This window comes from Clostridium sp. K04, assembly GCF_019734375.1.
Lineage (GTDB): Bacteria > Bacillota > Clostridia > Clostridiales > Clostridiaceae > Clostridium > Clostridium saudiense.
This window is the reverse complement of sequence record NZ_JAASHD010000027.1, coordinates 18,702-44,176: the sequence shown is the minus strand read 5'-3', so window position 1 is coordinate 44,176 and position 25,475 is coordinate 18,702. Positions and strand designations below refer to the sequence as shown.

Sequence of the window (25,475 nt, the reverse complement as noted above, 5' to 3'; positions counted from 1 at the left end):
AACTTTTAAATTATATGCTTAAACTTCTTCTTATAAACTATTTAAATTTTCAATATTTTTTATTTTTAGTGTAAATATAAAATAAACTATAATAATTTATACAATATTGTTTAATACATGAATAATATTGATTTTCTAATTTATTTTACATGATTCTCGGCCTTTATTTCCCAATGAATTACAAAAGCTAATATTGCTCTTAATAGTATTATAGCTGCTAAAATATACATTTCATCTAAGGATCTTACTATTACTGTTTTTAATATTTCTGCACCCATTTTAAATTCTAAAGCTAAAGTTAGTGCTTCCGCAAATTGAATTTTTATTGGATAGTTTGTCCCCTTTATTAAATTACAAAAATACTTCCAAAACGCTTTAATAGCACCTATAAAAATTATAATTACCCCCATAGCTTCAAGTAAATGAATAATTTCAGGGATTACTATTTCTAAAAAGTTACTTAACATAATTATTCCTCCTATGTTTTCATTTGCAGGAATAATTATACATGATACACTTCTTATCTTCAATTTAATAGATATATGAATAATACTTATTTTTAATATAACTTTATTTCTTATTTATAATTTCTTCATAAATTATACCTTCTCTAAGTCCTAATGCACTTATTATAAATTTCTCTGAATTAAAATATCTAAGTATTACTAAAATAGCCCCAAGCGGTGCTGCAAATATTTCTGCTCTCTTCTTAGATAAACCCTTAAAATTATTTCTTTCATTTATAGATAACTTTAAAAAATCACTATATATTTTAGATACTTCTTCTCTTGTCATACTATAATCGTGAAGTGATTCCTTAGGATAATTTTTATCCCCCTTAGCTACCCTCCCTATATGCTTAGCAATACCACCAATTCCAATTACATTCAATTTATTATTTTTTGTTAACCAAGATATTTCATCAAGCTTATTATTAATAAATTTTTCTAGTTCAATATTTTCATCATCAGATTCAATATTATTAAACATCTTAGTAAGCGGAATACATCCTAATGGTAAACTTATGGTTTCTTTAAATTCTCCTTTTTCCATAAGAGTAATCTCCATACTTGAACCACCTAAATCCAATAAAACAGCATCTTTTTCCTTCATTGAATTTTTAACTGCCAAATATCCATATCTAGCTTCTTCTTTTCCTGATAATATATTTACATTTAACCCCAATTCTGATTCAATTCTATTACATATATAACTTCTATTAACAGCTTTTCTAACTGCTTCTGTTGCAACAACATAAATTTCTACAACTTCATACCTTTGACATATGTCTTTAAATCTTTTTAATACATTAATGGCTATCTCTATTCCATCATCAATTAAATAATTATTTTTTGTTAAATAGCTACCTAATCTAATAGTCTCTTTTGCTTCATCAATTACTTCAAAATTTGAATGTTCATTTATATGATAAATTATTAGTCTCACAGAATTAGATCCAATATCTATTATTGCCCCTCTATTCATTTTACTTACCTCTCAATTAACTATTAAATAATTTTTTATACTATATTATTTCTTATATTTTACAATATAGAACACTTTAAATAAAACAAAATGTCCTCAATTATTAATTAAAGACATTTATATTTTGTTTATTATTTTAATTAGCCTCTATTATACCTTTAACATAATTATTTATTTTCTAAAAAACAATAAATTATTTTATAAAAATTGTAAGATATTGATTATATTTATTGATTTATGTTAATAATAAATATATAATATTAACTAATAATTATTATCTTCAAGGAGGCTATATTATGGATATTAAAGAAACTATTTTAAATGTTATGAGAGAAGCTGGAAAACCTGTTAGTGCTGGAGAAGTTGAAAAACTATCAGGACTTGATCGTAAAGATATAGATAAAGCATTTAAGGAATTAAAAAAAGAAGAAGCTATCGTTTCACCAGTTCGTTGCAAATGGGAACCTGCAGCTAAATAAAAGTATTCTAAAAAACCCCTCTGTTCTAAAAACAGGGGGATTACAATTATCTTTTATAAAAATATTATTAATATCTTTTATCATCACATTTTCACCATATATTTAAATAAATTTAAATATATTTTCAATAAGATTAATAACTTATCTCTCTATTTCTTTTACTTTACAATATATTGAAATATCTTTAACTTACAAAACACTATTTATGTATAATTTCTCCTTATTATGTTCATAACTTATTATCTTTCCTTCATAAATTTTATTAATAATTAAAACATCTTTGATTTCATTTACATAAATAAGTAAATACTCTCCATTATAACAATACAAATATAATCCTTCATTTCGTATAACATAAAAAATTGGAAATACTTCTATTTTTCTATCATTAATATAAACTTCTATATAAAATTTATTATCCAAAGCATTATCAATCATTTTACATACTTCATTTTTTATATCAAATTCATCTTTATAATCTAATATATATCGTTTCTTATATTTACTTAAAATTTGAGAATATCTATCATTATCTATTATTCTAAACCTATCACTCAAATAGGATTTTCTTAAATTTTTACTAATACTTTCAGCAATATACATTGCAAATATTAAATTTTCATAATCCTCATATCTTAGCATTAGTCTTGATATATTATAACTCCTATCTATTTCTACGCCTCCATTTTTACCTCTATGAATTATTAATGGAATTCCTACTACTGATAATTTATCTAAATCTCTTTGTATAGTCTTAATAGATACATTAAAATATTCCGCTAATTCATTCATTGTAATTTTAAAGCCTTTTCTTAATAAATAAAATATAATATCTAATAATCTCATTAATACTGCCTCACATACTTTATTAAGTTTTTTTATTATATATTAGCCTATAAATAAGACTCATATAGTCCATATTATAAGATTTTATAAAAACATATGTATATAACAACCAAAAATAGTTTCTTTTTATAACTAATTACTATTTATAATTGTTAACTATTTCTACTCAATCTGTGGATTATTATATATCCATATTACATAACTTACTTTTAAATAAAAAATTCTAAATATAATTTAACTTACTTTTTTATAGTATTCAATAGTAATTATATAAATACTAATTCATCAGAATATAAAATAAAAGCTCAAAAATATTATACTCTTGAGCTTGCTTAATTTTAACTTTTACAAATAAATGGTATTTTATTCATTTGAACAATATAAAAAGTTGGTGGCACATCCGTATCTGTTCCCTTAATCCATATTAAATCATTATCTATACAAATAACTTTTCCTCTTGCTGGGTTATTTGAACGATCTATTGCATCAAGAGCAATATCAAAATTCTCTATATCATTATTTTGAGTTAAGAATTCTGCTATTTCGCTATTGCAATTAACGTCACTTTCACTTGGCAATCTACTCCAATCATATATCTTAGATAATTGATCCATGAATTCATCTAATTTCTCTTCTTTTACTACTAATGCAATGCCAATAATATCTGTTACTGGAATAAATATTTCTCTCATTAGGTTATCAAACCTACTTGGATAATCTACTGGAGTAATAATATTAGCAGTGCAACTTACTAGATTATTATTAACTACTAACTTTGGCATTTCATCTACAGCATCTATTCTATTAAATTCAGTATAAAATCTTAATCCATAGTGTGCTGCACTTGTATCAATTGTTAAATCTAATAAATCTGAATTCAAAATAAACTTTAAAGCTTTAGTAACACTTGATTTGCTCATAATATCTCCCCCCTTATTTTTTTATAATATATATTATGTTGCAACCTTGTTTACTGTTACATTCACACAAAAATTATATACAAATAAAAAACTATATCATTCTCTATTATTAAATCCATATTCTCTATCTAAACCTTTATCATTAATTAATATACTTTAAATAGTAAAAACTCTATAGATATAAAACCTATAGAGTTCTTACTTTACTATAATATTTTATTTTGAATTTTTAACTATGCTCTTATAACCTGCATATGTTACATAGAAATATCCTCCATATACTATAACAAGTATACCTAAAGTTAGTAATGCTGTTGGGCCTATATTAGGCTTTCCATATAAAGCTATAAACTTATTTACTACTGATATCCCAACAATTGAACTTACTATTGCAAGTATTAATGGCATTGCAAAATAAATTGCAGTTTGAGTAAATATAGTTTTATTTATCATCTTTTCTGTTGCACCAATTTTCTTTAACGCCTTATATCTATCACTACTATCACTAGCTTCTGATAATTGTTGAAGAGCAAGAACTGCTGCACTAGAAATTAAAAATACAACTCCTAAATATAATCCTATATAAAGTATCATTGTAGTAAGTCCTTTGCTAGCCTCATAAACTTGGCTTTTTGTAGCCCTTATCATTGGTAAATCATAAATTTCATCATATCTTCTAAAAGAATCAAATAGACTATTCATATCCTCTTCTTCAGCAGGATCATTAGGATTCTTATAATTCATATTCATATATGCTGCATTTAAAGTCATATCCTTAAAATCATCTGGTACTATAATCGTAAGTACATTATCTGCTAACTCAGAATTATATACAGCTTCATTTAAATATTCTTTATTAGCTACCTTATACTCTTTTCCAGCTATACTAACCTGTGGACTATTTTTAATAAAGTTTTTTACTGAATCCTTAGCTTCTGTAAAATTAGATGTAACTAATATTTCATTATCATTTATACTTAATGGTTCTTCACCATATAAACTTCTTATTTTATTATAATCTGAAATTTTAATAGCATCTATATATTCCCATCTGTGTTTTCCATTATCTAAGCTTTTTTTAAATTCTCCTACTGCATAATCTTTTAATATCATATTAGCATCTATACCATCTATTATATAACCATTGATAAATATAGGCTCTTTTCCATTAAAATCATAATTTATAGCTTTAAATACATCTTCCATACTTTTATACTTATTTTCTTCATCTGTAAATAACTTTACTGAAGCATCAAATGGAACAACTATACCTTTTTCTAAAGCACTTTTAAAGCTTAAACCAGTTGATAAAAGTACTATAGTTATAAATAACATAAGTGAAATTACTGTCATTGATACAAAGTTTGTATTTACTTTACTACTAATTTGTCTCGTAACAAAAATATTTAATTTTTTTAGATATATATTTTTACTTCTTTGAATTACCCCTAATAAGAACCCTGCGATTCCATAGAAAAATCCTGCCGTTCCAATTATTCCAAATACTATAGAAAGCTTAAATCCTAACTTGTCTGGATTTAGCCCACTTTTAGTTACTAAATAATAAGCTGTTCCTAAAATTATAATACCTGAAATAAATATAATTGATGAAATTATTGGATTCTTTATTTTAATATCTTCACTTTTTCTTGCTGCAGTTAACATATCAATCAATTTATATTTAGCTATAATCCTTGTATTAAATATCATTAAAACACCAAATATTAAAGCAAAGTATAATACTGTTTTTAAAATAGCACTACTTGATATTATAAATTTAAATTCTGTCATTCCAACGTCAAATAACTTAGCTGTAAATAATGATAAACCTTGTGATACAACTAATCCTAATAACAAACCTGCTATAAGTGATAAGACTCCAACTATTAAAGTTTCACTTAATAATATCTTTGATATTTTTCTTTTACTCATTCCAAGAGTCATATAAATTCCAAGTTCTTTTTTTCTTTTTTTAATTAAAAAATTATTTGCATATAGTATCAATCCACCTAAAATAAATGATACAAATACAGAAACATATGATATTAATGTTGTTACAAGTGACATATATTCTGCCTGATTTTTATTCATATCTAATAGTGCTTTTTGAGATTCTATTGAATTAAAACTATAAAATATACAAACTGCAAAAGCTATAGTTAAAAAGTATATTGTATAATCTTTAAAGCTCTTTTTTACGTTATTTATTGCTATTTTAGAATACATTTTCTACATCCCCTCCAAGCAATGTTACTACTTCAATTATTCTATTAAAAAATTCTCTTCTTGTATCATTACCTCTTACTAATTCATTAAAAACTTTACCATCCTTAATAAATAAAATTCTATGAGCATAACTTGCAGTAAAAGCATCATGAGTAACCATTAAAATTGTTGCTTGTAAATCTTTATTTAATTTTTCAAAAGAATCTAAAAGTAATCTTGAAGATTTTGAATCTAATGCACCTGTAGGTTCATCAGCTAAAATTAATGATGGACTTGTTACAATAGCTCTTGCAGAAGCAACCCTTTGCTTTTGCCCTCCAGACATTTGATATGGATATTTATTTAAAACTTCTATAATGCCTAAGTTCTCTGCAACCTTTTTTATTTTATTATCTACCTCACTAGTTTTAACTCCTTGTATTGTTAATGCTAATGCTATATTTTCATAAGCTGTTAATGTATCTAAAAGATTAAAATCTTGGAATATAAATCCCAGTTCATCTTTTCTAAAGTTTTCTAATTGTTTTGATTTCATTTTAGTAATATCTTTATCATTTATTATAATATTACCTGTAGTTACGGTATCTATTGTAGAAATACAATTAAGCAATGTTGTTTTACCACTTCCTGATGGCCCCATTATTCCAACAAATTCACCTTTATCCACTCTAAAACTGATATTATCAATGGCTTTTGTTATATTATCTTTATTTCCATAATATTTTTCTATTTTTTCAACTTTTAATATATTTTTCATCTAATCTTCCCTCCAATTATTTTATATCTCTTAATTTAACAAACTATCTTCTTACTTTAAGTATTTGTAATCATCGCTGTCTTCATTATTTATTTTATATTAATGTTAGCAAAGTACATATTGAATTACATTTCAGTAATCTTACAAAATCGTAACTTTAATAATATTAAAACTTTTAATTTATTTAAGTTACATTAATATATTTTCAATAAAAAACTCACTTCTCCTACTATAGTTCTACTGCTCTTATGAAATTATCAAAAGGTTTGTCTTTATTACAATAAAAAAATAAAAAAGTTAAACTCTTTTCATTCCTATACCTTTATAGAAATATTTAAAGTTCAACTTTTTTATTTTACTACTTCCATAGTTATTACATAATAATTTAAAAATCAGTAAACTTTCCTTGCGGAAAAACTATATTTACTTTAGTTCCTATATTTTCTTTTGAATTTAAACTTATTCCAATACCTAATTTATCACAAAGCTTTTTACATAAATAAAGTCCTATTCCTGTAGATTTTCCAAATTTCCGTCCATTTTCTCCAGTAAACCCTTTTTCAAATACCCTATCTATATCTTTTTCATTTATTCCAACACCATTGTCTTCTATAGTTAAAATAATATTATTTTCATTTACTTTTGAATATATCGAAACTTTTCCTTCATTAGGTATAGAAAACTTCACTGCATTTATTATAATTTGATTTATAATAAATTCTACCCATTTTTCATCACTAAAAATATTACCTTCTATACCTCTAATATCTAATTTTATATTCTTATTTATGAAATCCCTGCTATTGCTTTTAACAGATTTCATAACTACACTTCTTAATGAAAATTCTTTAATAATATAATCTTTACTTACATCACTACTCCTAGCATAATATAAAACTTGTTCAATAAATCCTTCTACTCTTTTCATTTCATAATTAATTCTTTCGCTTAAATTACTATTATCATTTTCTAAAATAAGCTTAGCTGATGCAATTGGAGTTTTTATTTCATGTACCCATGTTTCAATATATTCCCTGTATTCAATTTGTTCATCTTTATAATGCTTAACTTTTTCGTGCATAGATTTATTACATTGTTTTAAAACATCATTTATAATTCTTGCTTCTTGAAATCTAGGCTCTTCAATAACTTCTGGCAATAAATATTTTCTATCCAAATTTTCTACTGTATTAATTAAATTATTTAAATATCTTCTATATTTAATAAATTCCAAAAACATATATATTAGAATCGGGCCAAACCATATTAAAAATAATATTAATATTATATTTATTGATACTTTTACTATTTTCATTAATATTGCTACTAATAAAAACATTATCAAATTAATTATTAAAAAAATCATTCTTTCCTTTATAAATTCAATTATGCTCATATTTTACTTCCTTTTATCTTATGGAATAATATATCCTAACCCTCTTCTTGTTTCTATTACATTTTTAATTCCTATTTCATCAAGCTTTTTTCTTATTCTTGTAACATTTACAGATAAAGTATTATCATCTATAAACATTTCACAATCCCAAAGATAATTCATTAAGTTTTCTCTAGATACTATTTTTCCTTTATTTTTTATTAAATAAGAAAGAATCTTTAATTCATTTTTTGTTATTTCAATAGTTTTATCATTATAACTTATTGTTCCATTTGATAAATTTACTTTCATGTCTTTATATTCTAATATATCTACTTGAGTCGAATTTCTATTTACTCTCTTTAAAATTGATTCAATTCTTGCTAATAAAATTTGTGTATTATATGGTTTGGTTACAAAATCATCAGCACCTAAATTCATACTCATTAATTCATCAATATCACTATCCCTACTAGTTACAACTATTATTGGAATTTCTGAAAACTTTCTAACTTCTCTACATATGTAATATCCGTCAAATATAGGTAAATTTATATCTAACAATATTAGGTCAGCCTTACTTTCTTTTATATTTTCTATTACATTTTCAAAGTTATCTGGTGCTTCTATTTGATATCCATATCTAGATAAAAAAATACTTAACTCATCTCTAATTGTTTTTTCATCTTCCACAATAAAAATTTTACTCATTTTATACTCCTCATATAATTATAAAATAAAAAGCTTTGTTAATATTTATATATATTAATCAAAGCTTAATTAACATTATAATATATTTCATTTACCAATATGTATATTAAACATAATTTTTATCTTCGAACTAATTTAAATTTTTCTTCATCATAACCAGCAAACATTACTAATCCAACTACTTTTATAACTTCAATTATTTTTTTCATCAATAATCAGCTCCTTGTTTTATCTTACGATGTACTTTTATTATATTAATTAATTCTTTATTTTCATATTTATGTTTATTACATTTATCTTTCATTATTGTAACTTTTAATTAGAGTCCAAAATAATTGTAACTTTTAATTAGAGTCCAAAATACTTTGCTATTTATAATATCTCATACTTAAATTAATACTATAGTCATTATCTTTTATCCTATAAATTATTTTCCCAAAACTACTAAATTTATTCATTACTTATATTTAAAAACTTATCTTATTTAATCTTTGAATATTAGATAAAAAATAGTAAAAAATATATTTAGTCTTATTATTTAAAGGAGAAAGCTATGAAACTAACTAATGATATTAATATTAATGTAAAGAAATTACGGGAAGAATTAAATTTAGGTAAAAGCTTTGATGTAATTGAAAGAATAATAGAAGTCCATAATCATAAGTATTACTTTTATTTTCTTGATGGCTTTGTAAAAGATACAAATATGGAATATGTTCGTAGAGATATTTATAATTTAGATGAAAAAGATTTTAATAGCATAAAAAACGCTAAAGATTTAGTTGAAAAAGCCCTATGCTCAATTGAAGCTTCTACCGAAAGTGATATTGGTAATATAATTACTGCTATACTTTGTGGTCAAACAGCTATGTTATGCGAAAACTTTGATGAAGCAGTACTATTAGATTATAGAACTTATCCTGCAAGAGGTGTTGAAGAACCTGAAAAAGAAAAGGTTCTTAGGGGTGCCCACGATGGCTTTGTTGAAACAATAGTTTTTAATACAGCTTTAATCAGAAGAAGAATTCGCGATCCTCACCTTACTTTTGAAATGCATAATATAGGTAGTATTTCAAAAACCGATATTGCTATTGGATTTTTAGCAGGAACAGTTAAAGAAGATACCCTTAGTAAAATTAGAGATATGATTGATAATTTAAAAGTTAAATCATTAACTTTAGGAGATCAAAGTTTAATAGAATTACTTAATTCATCAAGTTGGCTTAATCCATTTCCTAAGGTGAAATTTACTGAAAGACCTGATGTTGCAGCTGCACAGATAATTGAAGGTAGTGTTATTATATTGATAGATAATATGCCATCTGCTTTAATATTTCCATCTAATGTTTTTGACTTTATTCAATCTATAGATGATTATTATATGCCAGTGCTTACAGGTAACTATCAAAAACTAATTAGAGCATTAGTACTTTTAGTAAATGTATTTTTAACACCGGTATATGTTTTACTTACAGATAATCCAACTTGGCTTGCTGGTCCACTTAGTTTTTTATTGCCTAAAGATTCATATACAATACCATTATTCTTACAATTTATTATTGGTGAATTTGCTGTAGATGGTTTAAAATTAGCTTCATTAAATACACCAAATGTTTTAGGAACATCTTTATCAATTATTGGTGGTTTAATATTAGGTGATTATGCTGTTCAATCTGGATGGTTTATTCCTCAAAGTATCTTATATATGGCAATTGTTTCTCTTTCAAGCTTTGTTCAACCTAGTGTAGAGTTAACATTTGCATTAAAGTTTATTAGATTAATCCTACTTGTATTTACTGGCCTCTTTGGTACTTGGGGCTTTATTGCGGGAATAATTATAAGTATAGCAATCGTAGCTTCAACTAAAACACTTACTGGTGAAAGTTATCTTTATCCATTAATACCTTTCAATTGGAGCGCTTTAAAGCACTTATTATTTAGAACTAAGAAAACAGCAAGTAAAAAATAGTAAATTATAAAGATTAGTTTTTTATATATTAAATATAATACTTAAATTAATTTGATATAATAAAACTAAAATTTAATATATTAAAAGACTCGGAGGTTTTTAAATGTTTGATGAAAATACATATAAAGAAGATATTCAAGTATTTAAAGAAATAAATTCTACACAAGCAGATAAATTATTGTCTGAAGAAAACTTAGCTGTTGTTTATATAGGAAGAGAAACTTGTCCTTATTGTCGTAAATTTGCTAAAAAATTAAGTGGATTATCAGATGAAATTAATACAACTATATATTATGTAAATAGTGAGTCTTTCTCTGATAATAATCTTAAGGCATTTAGAGAAAAATATAATATTGTAACTGTTCCTGGATTTATTGTTAATAAAAGTGGCAAAATAGAAGTTAAATGTGATTCTTCTACTCCAGAAGATGAAATTTTAAAAATGATAAATTAATATTTTAAGTATAATAATAAAAGCAAGCTGTATTTACTTTTGAAAATACTACTTGCTTTTATTTTTTCTTAATTTATCCTTTTAACTAAGCACCCATTCCAATAATCATACCTATAACATATGGTATAAGCCATACTGCCCATACAAATATACTAAACTTATGAAATTTAGCTTTTTGCTCTTCATTATTTTTATATAATACCCAAGTTACCCATCCTACATGAAATAACATTAAAACTATAGCTAAAGTTCCTGTTATACCATGAATCATTTACTTGAACTTGAAATAGAATCAACTTCTTGACATATTTAAAGTTCCTGTAGTATCAAATAACTATTTCTACTTTTATAACTTTAATAGCACTAATTAGCATTCATTTTGAACAACTTTTTCTTGTACTTCATGCATCTTTTTCATTACAAATCTAGCAATAGGTTGTGCTATAAAAATCTCTACAGCAAATGCAATTGCAAAATTTCTTGGCCATTTATAAAAGAAGTTATAAATCGGCTCCATAGTAATTTTCCCAACACCAATCCATGTTCCAATTATCGTTAGTAATATTGACATTAAGAATACTGTACATAATGTGTTTACTATAATATGTGCATTAAAACTATCTTCTTTTTTTATTATTTTTCCAGTTAACCAGTCCGCTGGCTTATGTGTAAGTAAAACAACTATAATAACACTAATCCATATGAATGGTACAACTCTCATAGCTTCTCCCCATACAGTAATATTAAATCCAATTTCAAAGCAAGTTATTAGTGGTGCAATTATACATACAGATATAACTGAAATAATTGCTATAAAAATTGTCATCTCCTTTTTATTTCTTGGTAACTTCATATAAAATTCCATATTATTTTTCTCCCTTAAATTTATTTTATATCAAAAAAATAAGCGTGGAACCAATTAGTTGATTCCACGCTGAACAATTATACGCGCATAAATTTCTTTTATCATTATATCTAAAATTTATTTTTATTTCAAGAAATATTTTATTATTTAGTCAAATTTAAAATCTAAACAACCTACTTACAGTATTAATTAGTAATTATTTTAATAAATTTCTTTTTGCCTATTTGAACTATAATTTCTGAAGCTAATTTAAGTTCTTCAATATTACTTATTTTCTCCTCATTTATTTTAACTCCACCTTGAGTTACTAATCTTCTAAATTCATTTTTACTCTTAGCTAATCCATTACTTACAATTATTTCAGATAAATTAAAATCATCATTCTTAACTTTAATTACTTTTATATCATCTGGAATTTGTCTCTTTTGAAATACGGTTCTAAATCTTTCTTCTGCATCTCTAACTGCATCTTTACCATGGTATAATTCAACAATTGCTCTAGCTAATTGTATTTTTATATCCCTTGGATTTATACTATCTTCTTCTAAACTCTTCTTTATCTCTGCTACTTTATCCGGATGAATGTCTGTAACTAACTCAAAGTATTTAACAATTAAATTATCTGGAACAGTCATAGTTTTTTCAAACATTACTGTTGCTTCTTCATCAATTCCAATGTAATTACCCAAACTCTTACTCATCTTATTTATACCATCCAAACCTTCAAGTAGTGGCATCATTATTGTACATTGTGGTTCTTGACCAAATTCCTTTTGTAACATTCTACCCATAAGTAAATTAAACCTTTGATCTGTACCACCAAGTTCAATATCAGCTTTTAATTCTACTGAATCAAAACCTTGCATTAAAGGGTAAAAGAATTCATGAATACTTATAGGCATTTGATTTTCATATCTCTTTTTAAAATCTTCCCTTTCAAGCATTCTGGCAACTGTCATCTTAGATCCTAATCTAATTACATCCTCAAAATTCATCTTAGATAACCACTCACTGTTAAATCTAACTTCAGTTTTATTCTTATCTAAAACCTTAAAAATCTGTATTTCATATGTTTTAGCATTTTCTAAAACTTGTTCCGTTGTTAGTGCTTTTCTAGCTTGTGATTTTCCTGTTGGATCACCTATCTTTCCTGTAAAATCACCAATTACTATTACTATTTTGTGTCCTAAATCTTGAAGTTGTTTAAGCTTTCTTAAAACTACTGTATGTCCTAAATGAATATCAGGAGCACTTGGATCTAATCCTAACTTTACTGTTAAACTTTTTCCTTGCTATAATTTTTCTCTTAATTCTTCTAAACCTATTATTTCATCTACACCTTTTAATATTATCTTGATTTGTTCATTTACATCTATCATTTTACTTTCCTCCAATAATTACTTTTTTCTTAAACTGACGTGCACTTTACTTTAAGAAACTATATATAAATTGCGCAATTATTTTTAAATACAAAAAAGCTCTCATCCTATATGAATAGGACGAGAGCATTACTCACGTGTTACCACCTAAATTTATCATTATCTCACAATAACAACCTCTTCAAGTACGCCAAAAAAATTTTGGTTATACTCTAGCACTATAACGTGTGCATTACGACATCTGCCTACTGGTTGTTATCTTTCGGAGTGCTGCTCAGAGATGTATTCAAATTAACTTGTTATGTTCCTTTCACCAACCGGAACCTCTCTTTATAACTCTATTAATTTTACTCTTTCTCTTCAAAGCTTTATATTATTATAATTCATTATATTCCATTATTATTTTTTGTCAACAAAATATTTATAATATAAATTAATTTAATAAATATCTGATAATTCTAAAACTGTTTTATCACGATTATATTCATATATTTCCTCTAATTCATCTTCTATTTTTATGTTTGGTAACTGAACTTCAAAAGTACTTCCTTTACCTAAAACACTTTCTACAGTTACATTTCCATTATGAATATCTATCATTGATTTTACTATACTTAAACCTACTCCGCTACCTTCATTTAATCTATTTAACGAATTATCTCCTCTTGAAAATCTATCAAATATTTTACCCTTTATTTTTTCATCGATACCAATTCCATTATCACTAACAATAAATCTTATTATATCACTTTCTAAAATTAAATTTATTTTTATATATCCATTATTTTTTGAATATTTAATAGCATTAGACAGTAAATTCAATACTATTTTTTCAATCATATTAGGATCACATTTAATATAATGTTCTTCTACATTAGTATCAAATTCAATATCAATATTTTTAGACATTCCATATGGAATTATGGATAAAGCTATCTCCTCTATAAGTGATACTATTTCATAGTTCCCAAAATTAGGTTTTATCATTCCTACATCTATTTTTGTTAAATCTATTATATTATTTATTAGTCTTAACATCCTCTTACAATTTAAAGCTAAATATGGACTATGTTTTTTATATTTATAAACAAACTCTTCTTTATCACCATCACTAAAACTATCTAAAAGTTGCACACTCGAAGCAAAAATATTTAATGGTGTTTTTAATTCATGTGAAAGAGTAGATATAAACTCGGCTTTTTTTATATCATTTAGTTTATGAGCCTGAATTTCAGATTCTAGTCTAATATTATTAGAAATATTAATATAACTAACCAAAATTTGATTTTCACCTTTATCTGAATGAATAAGTTGAATAAAACAATCAATTATTTCATCTTTTTTAACATCTGTAAGTATCCCTCTCCACATTCCAGTTCTTTTTAATTCCCTTAATATTTCTGGTATTTTCTCTTTTACATCTTCAATTTCAAGTATTAATTCTCTAAATTTCTCATTACTGATATCATTTGAAAATCCTTCTTTAATTTTGTTATTCATATAAGATACATTAAACTTATTATCACAAATAAACATATATGTATGACTATTATAATGCGCTAAATTATAAAATTTTTGCAATTCTTCATTTAGAATTTTTGATTCTTCATACAATAAATATAATTCTATTACTGTTCCAATAATTACACTAATAAAAGATATATAGGTAATTAATATTGATGTTAGCATTATATCAAAATATAAACCAGTATGAGCATATATTGCATATATAGCCTTTATTCCTAATAAAGCTAAGCTAACACTAAAACATCCTACTATTACACTTTTTTCCTTTAATGATATAAAAATCAACCTGATGGCAATAATATAATATGAGATAAATAAAAATACATTATAGTATACAAATACACTATCAGGTATATTTAAAATTGTTCCTCTTAAATACTTTTCAATTATTCCTACTATAAATGAATATATAACAACAAATATTAATGAAAAACCCCTATTCTCTTTTATAAATTTATATAATTTACTTTTTGGAAAAAGAATAGTGTAAAGTATTAGCATTCTTAATATTGATGTAGAAATCATTATATAATCAGAAATATAAAATTCATTACTTATAAAAGTAAAATAATCAAATTGATCTGTAATTATTCCAATAGCTAACCCTATATATACTAATATTAATGTAAATACTGTATTTTTCTTTGTTTTTTTATATAAAATTGAACAACTTATAACTGAAATAATAGCTAAAAAACTATTAATCATCTTTAATAATTCTAATGTAGCTGATAAATATTCTTTATTATTGCCTGTTATAAATATTTTATAAACAAAAAATGTTATCAGAACTAAAGCTAACATAAAAAAAACACTTATTATATCACTTGCCTTTTCAGCTACAGTGTTTTTTTTTATAGATACCTCTCCCATACAACATCTCCCCTTTAACCATTAATACTCAACAAAAGTTTTTCTGTATTAATACCTTTTTTTATATTTTATACCCTTTTTCTTTATTTTTCTATATTTTTTTATTATGATTAAACATTTTATTTAATATTCAAAACTCCTTTTTGCCACATTTTTCACTTTTTCACATTAATTTAGCTATATTACAAATCTATAACTCATTAAAAATAAAAAACCTTAATCAACTTCTTATATTTGATTAAGGTTAAAATAAGTATTTAAAATATAAACTTCTTCTTTATTCTTTAAAAATTGATTACCAATATTAATATTCAACACTATAATATTTTTATTCTATATCATAATTAATTTAATATATCCAATATCTAAAATTGCTTTTCCAAATCCATCCTCTAAAAACTCTAAAACAGCTTCAGAATTATTTGAAATAACTCTAGAAAATACTACAATATATTCCTTAATATCTTCAATTGATATTTCATTTTTATTATTAGTATAATATTTTAAAAATACCGTATATCTCATTAATAAATATTCTAATATTATAAGTTGAAAACTAAGTGCAAGCTCTTGAAAATCTTCACTAGTACACTCACTTAAGATTTTAGATACTATACAATTTTCTATTAACTCATTATATTGTTCAAATGTTTTTTTATAGATTATCCATTTATTAATATAATTCTTATCTTTCTTACTTTCTGAAAATTTATATATTTCTCTTAATGAATTTTCTAATCCTTCAACATCCTTATAATTTTCAGTAATATCTAAAAATAAATAATTTAATTCCTCTATTGCTTCTTCTATATTAAATTCAATTTCACTAAATGCTCTTAGTACGTTACTAATATATTTATCACTTTTATATTCTTTTAATATTTGATTTTTACTTATATCATTACTTAACATATTAATTAATATATCAAAACAAAGTATTAATTTATCATCTAATGACAACTTTTTCTCTTGAATAATATAAATTAATAATTCCCTAACCTTATACATTGTAGATTTTTCCTCAATTATTTTATTATCTGAAGAAATCATTTTAATTTTTCCTTTTAATTTACTTATATTTTCTACAACTTCTGGACATGCGCATGATAATGTAATTTCTTTTCTTCCTTCAAGTACATTTTCAATTCTAGGGAACTTTTTACATGTTAATGATAAACATTCCTCACCATCATTTTTTACTATATTACACAATCCCTTATTATCTAAAAATGGACACTTTTCTTGAGTTTCTTTATTTATAAAATACTCAACTTCATCATCATTAATTATTTCTATTACATTTTGTAATATATAATTTTTTTTATTATTCTTCCACTTAATATAAGTGTTATTATCAATATTTACATCCCATCCTGAACAACATGTAAACTTACATTTATCAGCAGTACATCTAAAATAATCATAATTTTGTATCTTAAAAATTTTCACTTCTTTATTCATATGTCACTAACTCCATTTCGATGTTATTACTTTATTATAAGCTACATGCTTAAGAAATTATATTATACTTAATATAATTATCAATTACTTTCATTTTATAAAATAACTTAAAATAAATTTTTCAGTACATTGTTTTATATTGTTTGAATAATACTTTAACATCTACCACCCTAATTTTTGATCTTTTACTGTAAAATGGCTACTATCATTTTTAAATTCAATATTAAAATTATTATTTTCATCTACATTAATTTTAGTTAAAGTTGCTTGTCCCATAACTTCTGAATTTACCTCATTGTCTTTAAAGTAATACATAATAGCTTTAAGAGTTATTCCATGAGCTACAATTAAAATAGTTTTTCCTATATTTGCTTTTATTATTTTATTCATAGTATTAGCAACCCTAGCCCTAACTTCATTTAAATTTTCACCGTTTGGTGCTGATAATTCAGTATTACCTTTCATAATTAGGCCTATATCCCAATTAGGATTTTCTTTCATAACCTCATCAGTTTTTCTTCCTTCATAATCACCAAAACACATTTCCATAAATCCGTCATCAGTTATAATTTCAACATCTTTATCACCTTTAATAATTTTAGCTGTTTCAAATGCTCTTTCAATTGGGCTAGAATAAATAATATCTATATGTATATTTTTAAGTCTATCTCGTAGCTCTTTAGCTCTTTCTATTCCATCTTCAGTTAATGGTGAGTTTCCTCTTCCCTGTAATCTTTTTTCCAAGTTCCATAAAGTTTGACCATGTCTTGTTAAATAAATTGTTGTATTCATAAACTAATCCCCTCATAATATATTACCTTTTATAATTATATATTTCATTACTTATATAGATAGTTCATCTATTGCTACTCACTTACTATTTCAGCTTCAACATATGGAATTTCATCTACACCATATTCTTTTCTAATTACTTCAGTATCAATATCAATTCCACCAAAAACTATTTCTATTTCTTTGTTAATTATTGATACCTCAGTTACTTGCATCTTATTTAAATCAATTAGTCCTTGTTCTTTATAATATCTATTAATAAGTTTATCCACTTCTAATTTAAAATCATTTCCCTCAAAGCTTATACCTTCTAAATCAGTAAAAACATTTATTACATAATTAAAAACTTTTTTTGATATAGAATTCACTATATTCATTTTTAAAATTTTAAAACTGTTTATATTTAAATAAACACTATTAAATTTAACCTTTGAAATGTTTAATTCTGTTTCAATATTTATATTCATTCCTAAAAATTGAACTATTCCAATTAATCTTATTTCATCATTAATAAATATATCAGTTATATTAATTTTATTTTGTAACTTTAAAAAGTTCTTTATATCGGTCTTTGTTACTCCTACTATCATCTTTTTTAATTTCATGTGATTTTCCTCCCTAGTATTTCATACTAATTTTCCTTATCTACTATTTGTAATTATAACATATCATTTATTACTAAACTTTTAAAAGTAATGAATCTTATTTCATTAACCTCATCATTTATTAATATATCCATTTTATTTAGCATTACATTAAACTCCTTAACAAATTCATATTCAATCTATCACTCTTTCTTAGCAGTAACATTTTCCTCGTCTTTTACATATTTTACATTAGAATGTTTTAGTTATTTTTACCAAAAGTAACTTTATAAAGAGGTTGTTTATATTATGACAAAACTTAAATTTGCTACTACTTATAGCTTTGATTATTCGCTAACACCAAACTCAATTATTGAGTGCCAAAATGGTGATTATATAATTGTTGGAAAAGCTCATAATAAAGACTCTCATTCATCTGCCTTTGCTATAAGAGTGAATTACAAAGGTAATGTAATTTGGAAAAAAATATATAGTTCCCCACTTCCTCAATTTTTTACTTCAATAATTCAAACAACTAATGGTGATTTAGTAGCTACCGGTATATATTATTATTCTGAATATGCTAGTGATGAATATACTTGGATAGTTAAACTAGATGAAAACGGAAATATTGTTTGGCAAAAAACACTCGGATTTGTTGGTATGCAATCTGAAGGTTATGATATTTGTGCCACATCTGATGGTGGATTTGCCATAACTAGTTTATTTTATAATGGTATTTCTTATAAGACTAGAATCTTCAAATTTAATAATGAATATGAGTTACAGTGGGATGAATTATTCGATATAGGTGTTGCTTTTTCAATAGTTGAAACCATGGATAATGGATTTATGTTGTCTGGAGCTATAAATACATTAAATTCATCTTTAAATAATATTTTTATATTAAGAATAGATTCAAATGGAAAAAAATTATGGGATAGGATTTATAGTGAATTTATAGATAGCGATATTGTAAATTCATCTATTATTGAAATGAAAAATGGACATTTTGCTGTAGTAGCAAAATCTATTATCTTCGAAATAAATTCTATTGGTAATATTGTATGGTCGAAAAAAAATTCCAATTATAAATTAAATAATATAATTCAATCAAAAGAAGGTAATTATATTATTTCTGGATCTTCAACAATTAATAATAACTCTCATGCTTTTATTGAATGTATAGGAAGCAATAACCAAGAAAGTTTATGGAGTACTACAGAATTGCTGTACCCTAGTGAAACTACAGATTTAATTTTATCTAAAGAGGATTACCTTGTTACTTGTGGTTATGCACCTATAAATACAGATAAATCGTTAGTTTGCTTTGCCTTATTTAGTTATTAATTACTTGATTTTAAATAAAAAAACAAATGGATTATTTAAAGGAATTTTATATTAACTCCTTAAGATAATCCATTTTTTCGTTCTCCACTGATAAAGTACAATAAAAAATTAGTATTATGATTAATTATTATAGAAAGCTTCTATGCTTCATTTACATTCATTAATACCTTTTTATTTATGCTGTTAGTTATATAATCGAATCCCTTACTATATAATGCTCCAAAAACATTATTTATAATACGGAATATTATCGCTCCTCCAAGTCCTAAAATAGGTGTTGCTGCAGCTAAGGCACCAAATGCATTAAATACTACTTGCCATTTATAAGTTGCACTAAATCCAACCATTATTCCACCCATAAGCCCTATAAAACTTCTAAATTCCTCTGGAAGTAAAATATAAATACATCCATATATTATAGATCCAATAATCATATATTTCATTCTATCTTTATAACGTATTTCTATCTGCTCCCTATCTGGATGAAATATTGACATACATGCAATTCCTATCCACATAGCTCTTGGAATGTGTAAAAGCTCTCCAATTAATACTGATGAAGTTACCACAAAAGCAAATTTAAATTGCCATTTTGTTCTTTCTGTATTAAAATCAATATCTTTTATCATATTAGAAAATTTATTTTCAAACTTTATTTTTCTTTGTTTTATATAAAATATTGATGTCACTAAAATCCCTGCAAAAATTAATCCTATAATACGATTAAAAAGAACTTGTTCATTATCAATCTTATATCCATATAAAAGAAGATATGATAATACAAGTATACTATGATTAAATAATTTTACATTATGGCATGTTAAAATTAATATACTTATTATTGAAAGAAAATTTATTACAAATCCTAATATGGGATTTGATATACTTGCAAAATAAGGCACCACTGCAAAAATGCAAAATACCCCAAATATAGTTAATGCTGATTGTCCAACATTAAAATCTAAATTTGAAAATCTAAAATGTAATAAAGCTAAAACTGCTACAACTCCAACTATACTATTTTCCGATCCAAAAACTGCCCCAAAACTAACAATAACAAACATACAAAACATAAGATTTAACACTGTTCTTAATATAATTGCTGCTATATACTTATTTCTTATTTCTTTGCTTTCAGCATTCTTTATTAGTGGTTTTAAACTATTAGCTCCTAATTGTATAGCTTGATAAAAACTCATTATTCTAATTCCCCCTCTTCTCCTATTTTTTTATTAGCCATTTCTATAAAATACATTAATTCTGAAAAATCCTTATCACCTAATTTTCTTCGCAGATTATATATTGGCCCTAAATAGAACTTAAATATTTCATCTACTTTTTTTTCACCAGCTTCTGTAATAAAAATACTATAACTTCTTTTATCATGAGAATCTTGCTTTTTAACTACATATCCAGCTTGGCTTAACCCCTCTATTAATCTACTTATTATAGTTTTACTAACACACATCGCCTTACTAAGCCTTAACGGAGTCATTCCTCCATTATTAATTATAAGTTGAGATAATAAATCTAAATGCTGAGTTGATATTTCATGTTCTTTTGTAACACGACGTATAAGTAATCTACTAAATAATCTGATTTCATTCATATTCTCAACCATTGTTATCCAATCATTATTTTCCATAATCACAACACCCTCTAACTAATATAAGAAAAAGTAGTTTACTTTGTGAACTACTTTTTAAATTTATTTTATTCTAAAAGTTTTTTTTTGTCAAACACTTAGTCTAAAACAACTTAAACTACTATGATAAAATAATTCAATAAAAAAAATGATATCATTGCTAAATCATGATACCATTCTTATTATTAACTAATATATAATTTTTATATAAAATAATTAATCTTATATTTTTAATCTATTAAAGTAATACTTTCTTCAATTTTTTCATCTTTATTGTTTTTATAATCTATTTCTGAGATCTCTATCTTTTTCTTTAGCTTATTAGATACATTTTTATATCCTGGCAATAAAAATGCATCTGCAAATATCCAAGCAATAGGACTTGCAAAACAAACAGCTGTAAATCCAAACATAGGTACTAAAATAAATCCACAAAGTGCCCTTGCTATCATTTCACAAATACCTGCAAAAATTGCAAATGTTGAATATCCCATACCTTGAATTGTGAAACGAACAACATTTACAATACATAGTGGTATAAAAAATGCTGCTGATGTTACTAAACATTGCTTAACCATTAAAAGCAGTTCTGTTTCTCCTGCATTAACAAATAATAATGCTATAGTTTCACCAAAGAAAATTGATACTACTAATGCTATTATAGAATATACTGATCCAATTAATAAACTTTTCTTTATTCCTTCACTGATACGACTTAATTTTTTTGCTCCTACATTTTGTCCCGCATATGTTGCCATAGTTGACCCTAAAGCATCAAAAGGACAACATAAGAACATTGAAATTTTACTTGAAGCCGTAACAGCTGCTACAACAAGAGATCCAAGCCCGTTTACTGCCGTTTGTAAAATTACACTTCCTATAGCAGTAATGGAGTATTGTAATCCCATTGGAATGCCCATATAACAAAGCCTACTTATATAATGTCCATTTAATTTTAACTCATCTTTTTCAAACTTTAGTATCTTATATTTTTTCATCATAAATATAGTACACCAAATTCCAGCCACGGCCTGTGCTATAATTGTTGCCCATGCAGCCCCTGCAACACCCATTTTAAACACAATTATAAATACTAAATCTAAAACTATATTTATTATTGATGACATAATTAAAAACATTAACGGTGTTTTACTATCTCCAAGAGAACGAATAATTCCTGATGATAAATTATAAAGATATGTTGCTGGTATTCCTAAAAATATTACAAAAATATAACTATATGCTCCATCTATAATATCACTTGGTGTATTCATCCATTCCAAAATACTTCTACAAAGAACACATACAATCATAGTCATAACAATAGAAAAAATAGCTGCTAAAACAGCACTATTAAATACATACTTACGTAACTTCTTATAATTATTTGCTCCAAATTTTTGTGCAACAGGTATAGCAAACCCATTACATACTCCCATACAAAATCCAATTATCATAAAGTTTATTGAACCAGTTGAACCTACTTCAGCTAAAGCACTTACCCCTAAATATTTACCAACAATAATTGTATCCACCATACTATAGAATTGTTGAAATAACATTCCTAACAGCAGTGGTACTGAAAATCCTAAAATAAGCTTAAATACATTTCCTTGTGTTAAATCTTTAACTTCATTACTCCTCATAATTTTTCCTCTTCATATTTATATTTAATTTTATTTTTTACTTATTTCTAACATTGACTATATAATCTTTTTACCAAACTATATATTATTACAAATTCACAGAAACTTCCATGTATTTTCTTATACTATTTATATATTTCTACAATAAGAATAAACATCAAATAAAATATTAAATTTTGCTAAAACTAATAATAAATTAATTTTATTTTGGAGGAAATTTTACATGAGAGTAAGGAGAACACTAAGTCCATTAGTTGCAATTACACAAAATAATGATGAATCTTTTGCTATAGAAGAAGGCTTAAATTTACTTAATATCTCATCAATGATAAACAGTAATGATGTTGTTGTCATTACACCAAATTGGGTTGGAGCAGGTGGACCTGAAATTGGAGATGTAGTTGGTCCTAATAGTTTAAAAAAGATTATTCAAATAATTAAAAGTTGCAATCCTAAAAGAATTGTAATTGCTACAGCTTCAGCAAGAAAAGATGTTGAAAAATTAATGATTGATATTGGTTTTATGGATGTTATTAAATCAGAAAATGTTGAATTTATAAATTTAAATAATGGGCCTTTTATTAATCTTCCACTTAATCATAGTTGTCCAAAATCAATAGCTTTAAATAAACTATATGATGAAATGACATTTTTAATATCATTTACTCAATTAAAAATTCATGAAGAAGCTACTATTTCTGCATCTATTAAAAATATAGCTATGGGATGGCCAACTGGTGAAGAACAAGGTTATCCAAAAAAGAATTTAGGTATCCATAAAGATTTGCATGGATTTATAAGTGCTATGCTCGAAAAGTTCACTATAGATCTTTCTATTGTAAGCGCAAGCCCTGCAATGGTTGGAACTGGGCCTCATAAAGGAATTGGTAATCATACTGGCTTAGTTTTATGCGGAACTGATCCTATTGCTACAGATACTGTTGCTGCTAGACTACTTGGGTTTAAGCCTCAAGCTATAAATTATTTATATAAGTCAATAAATAAAGGTCTTGGTTGCGGAGAAGTTACTACTGATTCTAGCTCCCCTATTAAAATTTTAGGTATGAGATTAATTGATGCTGAAAAGCACTTTAACAAATGTGCTTATGGAAAAGACTTTTCTATTGATTAATCTAAATTTTGAAAAGAGGATTCAGTAACAAGTGATAAGCTAAAATATAATTTATTCCTTAACTTGTCACTTGAAACTTTCTTCACCCTTGTCATTCAAAGAAAACCGTATGTTTTCAACCTTAACTCTTAACTAACTAAACCGGTAGTAATAAACCTGATTTTTTTAGTATTGGTCTTATTGCATTATATATAATTGCTACTAAAATTACTGATACCACAGCATTTATGAATGTAGTTGCAGCACTTAATTTTGCTAAAATCATAGCTGCATCTTGAGGTTGTCCAAGTATATATTGCTTATAGAAAAAGCCTACTATAGGATCTGCAATTACATTAAAAGCAAGTCCACCTATTGATGCTATTAAACTCCACTTAAAAATATATTTACTATCATTACTTTCACTTATTTTTGCTATTTTATGTGCAATTAATCCAGTTATTAATCCTATACATAATTTTAAAACAAATGTTTTAGGTGCTACTAATATATATACTGGATCAAGTAAATCAGCAATTGTCATTCCTATTGCTCCAGCTAATCCTCCGTACCATCCTCCAAGCAATAAAGCTGCTAAAACACAAAATGCATTTCCAATATGGAGTGAAGTTGCATCTCCACCTGGTACTGGAATTTTAATTTGTAAGTAAGTAAAAGATACAAAACATAATGCTGCTAATAATGCAGTTTGAATTAATTTTTTAAATCTTATTTGGTTATTCATTAATATTTGCCCCCTTATTTATAAAACTTTATATCCATTTTATACCTAATAAAACAAATAAATCAATTGTATGCATACAAATTATCATATTATTCATTTTGTTTTAAAATTAAATATTCATTTTTACTATATTATCCTCTCTTCCTCTATTATTTATTAATTGGTTGACTTATCCACATAAGCACTATATACTTAAGTGAGATTCTAGATTTTGAATTTAGTTAATCTAAAATTCAACTTTTCTCTAAGAGCAAAGTTGAATAATAATTTAATAT

The 25,475-nt window shown here is 24.9% G+C and carries 22 protein-coding genes, 2 pseudogenes and 1 other annotated feature; of the genes and pseudogenes, 5 read left to right on the top strand and 19 right to left on the bottom strand.

The window, feature by feature from the left end; genetic code table 11:
• Nucleotides 1–140 precede the first annotated feature (140 nt).
• Nucleotides 141–467, bottom strand: coding sequence for a DUF1622 domain-containing protein (locus HCG70_RS11905; RefSeq protein ID WP_042399683.1), 327 nt, complete (start codon nt 465–467; stop codon nt 141–143).
• Nucleotides 468–570: 103 nt separating this feature from the next.
• Nucleotides 571–1,485 (bottom strand): Ppx/GppA family phosphatase, encoded by a 915-nt coding sequence (locus HCG70_RS11900; protein ID WP_154821382.1) that lies wholly within the window; start codon nt 1,483–1,485, stop codon nt 571–573.
• Between the two features lie 296 nt (nt 1,486–1,781).
• Here HCG70_RS11900 and HCG70_RS11895 point away from each other — a divergent pair, with 296 nt between their 5' ends.
• Nucleotides 1,782–1,964 (top strand): hypothetical protein, encoded by a 183-nt coding sequence (locus tag HCG70_RS11895; protein ID WP_055276165.1) that lies wholly within the window; start codon nt 1,782–1,784, stop codon nt 1,962–1,964.
• A gap of 189 nt (nt 1,965–2,153) precedes the next feature.
• Here HCG70_RS11895 and HCG70_RS11890 read toward each other — a convergent pair whose 3' ends face one another.
• The 6 genes from HCG70_RS11890 to HCG70_RS11865 all read right to left on the bottom strand — a co-directional run bounded on the left by HCG70_RS11890 (nt 2,154) and on the right by HCG70_RS11865 (nt 8,799).
• Complete coding sequence (locus HCG70_RS11890; RefSeq protein ID WP_154821381.1) at nt 2,154–2,810, bottom strand: YafY family protein; 657 nt, start codon at nt 2,808–2,810, stop codon at nt 2,154–2,156.
• A gap of 338 nt (nt 2,811–3,148) precedes the next feature.
• Entirely contained in the window at nt 3,149–3,730 is a 582-nt protein-coding gene (locus HCG70_RS11885; RefSeq protein WP_055276163.1) for a hypothetical protein, read from the bottom strand.
• A 216-nt stretch (nt 3,731–3,946) separates the two neighbouring features.
• The gene (locus HCG70_RS11880; RefSeq protein ID WP_055291170.1) at nt 3,947–5,956 is read right to left on the bottom strand and encodes an ABC transporter permease; all 2,010 of its coding nucleotides are present in this window, start codon (nt 5,954–5,956) and stop codon (nt 3,947–3,949) included.
• Nucleotides 5,946–6,713 carry an ABC transporter ATP-binding protein gene (locus HCG70_RS11875; protein WP_055276159.1) on the bottom strand — a complete coding sequence of 256 codons (768 nt, stop codon included), beginning with the start codon at nt 6,711–6,713 and terminating at the stop codon, nt 5,946–5,948. Before HCG70_RS11875 ends, HCG70_RS11880 begins: the two co-directional genes overlap by 11 nt.
• 385 nt (nt 6,714–7,098) lie before the next feature.
• Nucleotides 7,099–8,109 (bottom strand): sensor histidine kinase, encoded by a 1,011-nt coding sequence (locus HCG70_RS11870; protein ID WP_042399587.1) that lies wholly within the window; start codon nt 8,107–8,109, stop codon nt 7,099–7,101.
• Nucleotides 8,110–8,127: 18 nt separating this feature from the next.
• Nucleotides 8,128–8,799 (bottom strand): response regulator transcription factor, encoded by a 672-nt coding sequence (locus HCG70_RS11865; RefSeq protein WP_042399590.1) that lies wholly within the window; start codon nt 8,797–8,799, stop codon nt 8,128–8,130.
• Nucleotides 8,800–9,352: 553 nt separating this feature from the next.
• Between HCG70_RS11865 and HCG70_RS11860 the strand changes: the two genes are divergently transcribed.
• Together HCG70_RS11860 and HCG70_RS11855 are read left to right on the top strand one after the other, a co-directional pair.
• The gene (locus HCG70_RS11860) at nt 9,353–10,768 is read left to right on the top strand and encodes a spore germination protein (RefSeq protein WP_154821002.1); all 1,416 of its coding nucleotides are present in this window, start codon (nt 9,353–9,355) and stop codon (nt 10,766–10,768) included.
• A 103-nt stretch (nt 10,769–10,871) separates the two neighbouring features.
• Nucleotides 10,872–11,222 carry a thioredoxin domain-containing protein gene (locus HCG70_RS11855; RefSeq protein WP_042399595.1) on the top strand — a complete coding sequence of 117 codons (351 nt, stop codon included), beginning with the start codon at nt 10,872–10,874 and terminating at the stop codon, nt 11,220–11,222.
• 85 nt (nt 11,223–11,307) lie between these two features.
• Here the strand turns inward: HCG70_RS11855 and HCG70_RS11850 are convergent.
• The 7 genes and pseudogenes from HCG70_RS11850 to HCG70_RS11820 all read right to left on the bottom strand — a co-directional run.
• Nucleotides 11,308–11,490: pseudogene (locus HCG70_RS11850) on the bottom strand (HsmA family protein); the annotation flags it as partial.
• 99 nt (nt 11,491–11,589) lie between these two features.
• Nucleotides 11,590–12,087, bottom strand: a complete 498-nt coding sequence (locus HCG70_RS11845; protein ID WP_154821000.1) for a hypothetical protein — start codon at nt 12,085–12,087, stop codon at nt 11,590–11,592.
• Between the two features lie 185 nt (nt 12,088–12,272).
• Nucleotides 12,273–13,466: pseudogene (gene tyrS, locus HCG70_RS11840) on the bottom strand (tyrosine--tRNA ligase).
• 113 nt (nt 13,467–13,579) lie between these two features.
• Nucleotides 13,580–13,839, bottom strand: a binding site (T-box leader).
• Nucleotides 13,840–13,904: 65 nt separating this feature from the next.
• On the bottom strand, nt 13,905–15,866 hold the full coding sequence (locus HCG70_RS11835; protein WP_221697816.1) for a HAMP domain-containing sensor histidine kinase: 1,962 nt from the start codon (nt 15,864–15,866) through the stop codon (nt 13,905–13,907).
• A gap of 333 nt (nt 15,867–16,199) precedes the next feature.
• Nucleotides 16,200–17,327: a flagellin lysine-N-methylase gene (fliB, locus tag HCG70_RS11830; RefSeq protein ID WP_042399608.1), complete on the bottom strand. Its 1,128-nt coding sequence runs from the start codon at nt 17,325–17,327 to the stop codon at nt 16,200–16,202.
• 162 nt (nt 17,328–17,489) lie between these two features.
• Nucleotides 17,490–18,119 (bottom strand): histidine phosphatase family protein, encoded by a 630-nt coding sequence (locus tag HCG70_RS11825; RefSeq protein ID WP_055291166.1) that lies wholly within the window; start codon nt 18,117–18,119, stop codon nt 17,490–17,492.
• A 74-nt stretch (nt 18,120–18,193) separates the two neighbouring features.
• Nucleotides 18,194–18,724: a hypothetical protein gene (locus HCG70_RS11820; RefSeq protein ID WP_042399615.1), complete on the bottom strand. Its 531-nt coding sequence runs from the start codon at nt 18,722–18,724 to the stop codon at nt 18,194–18,196.
• A gap of 288 nt (nt 18,725–19,012) precedes the next feature.
• On the opposite strand from HCG70_RS11820, the gene HCG70_RS11815 reads away from it, so the two are divergent.
• Nucleotides 19,013–20,053, top strand: coding sequence for a hypothetical protein (locus HCG70_RS11815; protein ID WP_055291164.1), 1,041 nt, complete (start codon nt 19,013–19,015; stop codon nt 20,051–20,053).
• Between the two features lie 140 nt (nt 20,054–20,193).
• Here HCG70_RS11815 and HCG70_RS11810 read toward each other — a convergent pair whose 3' ends face one another.
• From HCG70_RS11810 to HCG70_RS11800, 3 genes are all read right to left on the bottom strand, one after another.
• Nucleotides 20,194–21,252, bottom strand: coding sequence for an FUSC family protein (locus HCG70_RS11810; RefSeq protein WP_042399621.1), 1,059 nt, complete (start codon nt 21,250–21,252; stop codon nt 20,194–20,196).
• Nucleotides 21,252–21,698, bottom strand: a complete 447-nt coding sequence (locus HCG70_RS11805) for a MarR family winged helix-turn-helix transcriptional regulator (protein ID WP_055291161.1) — start codon at nt 21,696–21,698, stop codon at nt 21,252–21,254. Before HCG70_RS11805 ends, HCG70_RS11810 begins: the two co-directional genes overlap by 1 nt.
• A 230-nt stretch (nt 21,699–21,928) precedes the next feature.
• Nucleotides 21,929–23,344, bottom strand: coding sequence for an MATE family efflux transporter (locus tag HCG70_RS11800; RefSeq protein WP_055275463.1), 1,416 nt, complete (start codon nt 23,342–23,344; stop codon nt 21,929–21,931).
• 223 nt (nt 23,345–23,567) lie between these two features.
• Between HCG70_RS11800 and HCG70_RS11795 the strand changes: the two genes are divergently transcribed.
• On the top strand, nt 23,568–24,476 hold the full coding sequence (locus HCG70_RS11795; RefSeq protein WP_042399631.1) for a DUF362 domain-containing protein: 909 nt from the start codon (nt 23,568–23,570) through the stop codon (nt 24,474–24,476).
• 136 nt (nt 24,477–24,612) lie between these two features.
• Here HCG70_RS11795 and HCG70_RS11790 read toward each other — a convergent pair whose 3' ends face one another.
• Nucleotides 24,613–25,200: an ECF transporter S component gene (locus HCG70_RS11790; RefSeq protein WP_042399633.1), complete on the bottom strand. Its 588-nt coding sequence runs from the start codon at nt 25,198–25,200 to the stop codon at nt 24,613–24,615.
• Nucleotides 25,201–25,475: the final 275 nt, after the last annotated feature.

Coding starts and splice junctions, on each gene's coding strand:
- HCG70_RS11855 (WP_042399595.1), top strand. CDS start 10,872: ATGTTTGATGAAAATACATATAAAGAAGATATTCAAGTATTTAAAGAA.
- HCG70_RS11845 (WP_154821000.1), bottom strand. CDS start 12,087: ATGGAATTTTATATGAAGTTACCAAGAAATAAAAAGGAGATGACAATT.
- HCG70_RS11865 (WP_042399590.1), bottom strand. CDS start 8,799: ATGAGTAAAATTTTTATTGTGGAAGATGAAAAAACAATTAGAGATGAG.
- HCG70_RS11805 (WP_055291161.1), bottom strand. CDS start 21,698: ATGGAAAATAATGATTGGATAACAATGGTTGAGAATATGAATGAAATC.
- HCG70_RS11880 (WP_055291170.1), bottom strand. CDS start 5,956: ATGTATTCTAAAATAGCAATAAATAACGTAAAAAAGAGCTTTAAAGAT.
- HCG70_RS11810 (WP_042399621.1), bottom strand. CDS start 21,252: ATGAGTTTTTATCAAGCTATACAATTAGGAGCTAATAGTTTAAAACCA.
- HCG70_RS11835 (WP_221697816.1), bottom strand. CDS start 15,866: ATGGGAGAGGTATCTATAAAAAAAAACACTGTAGCTGAAAAGGCAAGT.
- HCG70_RS11790 (WP_042399633.1), bottom strand. CDS start 25,200: ATGAATAACCAAATAAGATTTAAAAAATTAATTCAAACTGCATTATTA.
- HCG70_RS11800 (WP_055275463.1), bottom strand. CDS start 23,344: ATGAGGAGTAATGAAGTTAAAGATTTAACACAAGGAAATGTATTTAAG.
- HCG70_RS11870 (WP_042399587.1), bottom strand. CDS start 8,109: ATGAGCATAATTGAATTTATAAAGGAAAGAATGATTTTTTTAATAATT.
- HCG70_RS11900 (WP_154821382.1), bottom strand. CDS start 1,485: ATGAATAGAGGGGCAATAATAGATATTGGATCTAATTCTGTGAGACTA.
- HCG70_RS11895 (WP_055276165.1), top strand. CDS start 1,782: ATGGATATTAAAGAAACTATTTTAAATGTTATGAGAGAAGCTGGAAAA.
- HCG70_RS11795 (WP_042399631.1), top strand. CDS start 23,568: ATGAGAGTAAGGAGAACACTAAGTCCATTAGTTGCAATTACACAAAAT.
- HCG70_RS11875 (WP_055276159.1), bottom strand. CDS start 6,713: ATGAAAAATATATTAAAAGTTGAAAAAATAGAAAAATATTATGGAAAT.
- HCG70_RS11860 (WP_154821002.1), top strand. CDS start 9,353: ATGAAACTAACTAATGATATTAATATTAATGTAAAGAAATTACGGGAA.
- HCG70_RS11825 (WP_055291166.1), bottom strand. CDS start 18,119: ATGAATACAACAATTTATTTAACAAGACATGGTCAAACTTTATGGAAC.
- HCG70_RS11815 (WP_055291164.1), top strand. CDS start 19,013: ATGACAAAACTTAAATTTGCTACTACTTATAGCTTTGATTATTCGCTA.
- fliB (WP_042399608.1), bottom strand. CDS start 17,327: ATGAATAAAGAAGTGAAAATTTTTAAGATACAAAATTATGATTATTTT.
- HCG70_RS11905 (WP_042399683.1), bottom strand. CDS start 467: ATGTTAAGTAACTTTTTAGAAATAGTAATCCCTGAAATTATTCATTTA.
- HCG70_RS11820 (WP_042399615.1), bottom strand. CDS start 18,724: ATGAAATTAAAAAAGATGATAGTAGGAGTAACAAAGACCGATATAAAG.
- HCG70_RS11885 (WP_055276163.1), bottom strand. CDS start 3,730: ATGAGCAAATCAAGTGTTACTAAAGCTTTAAAGTTTATTTTGAATTCA.
- HCG70_RS11890 (WP_154821381.1), bottom strand. CDS start 2,810: ATGAGATTATTAGATATTATATTTTATTTATTAAGAAAAGGCTTTAAA.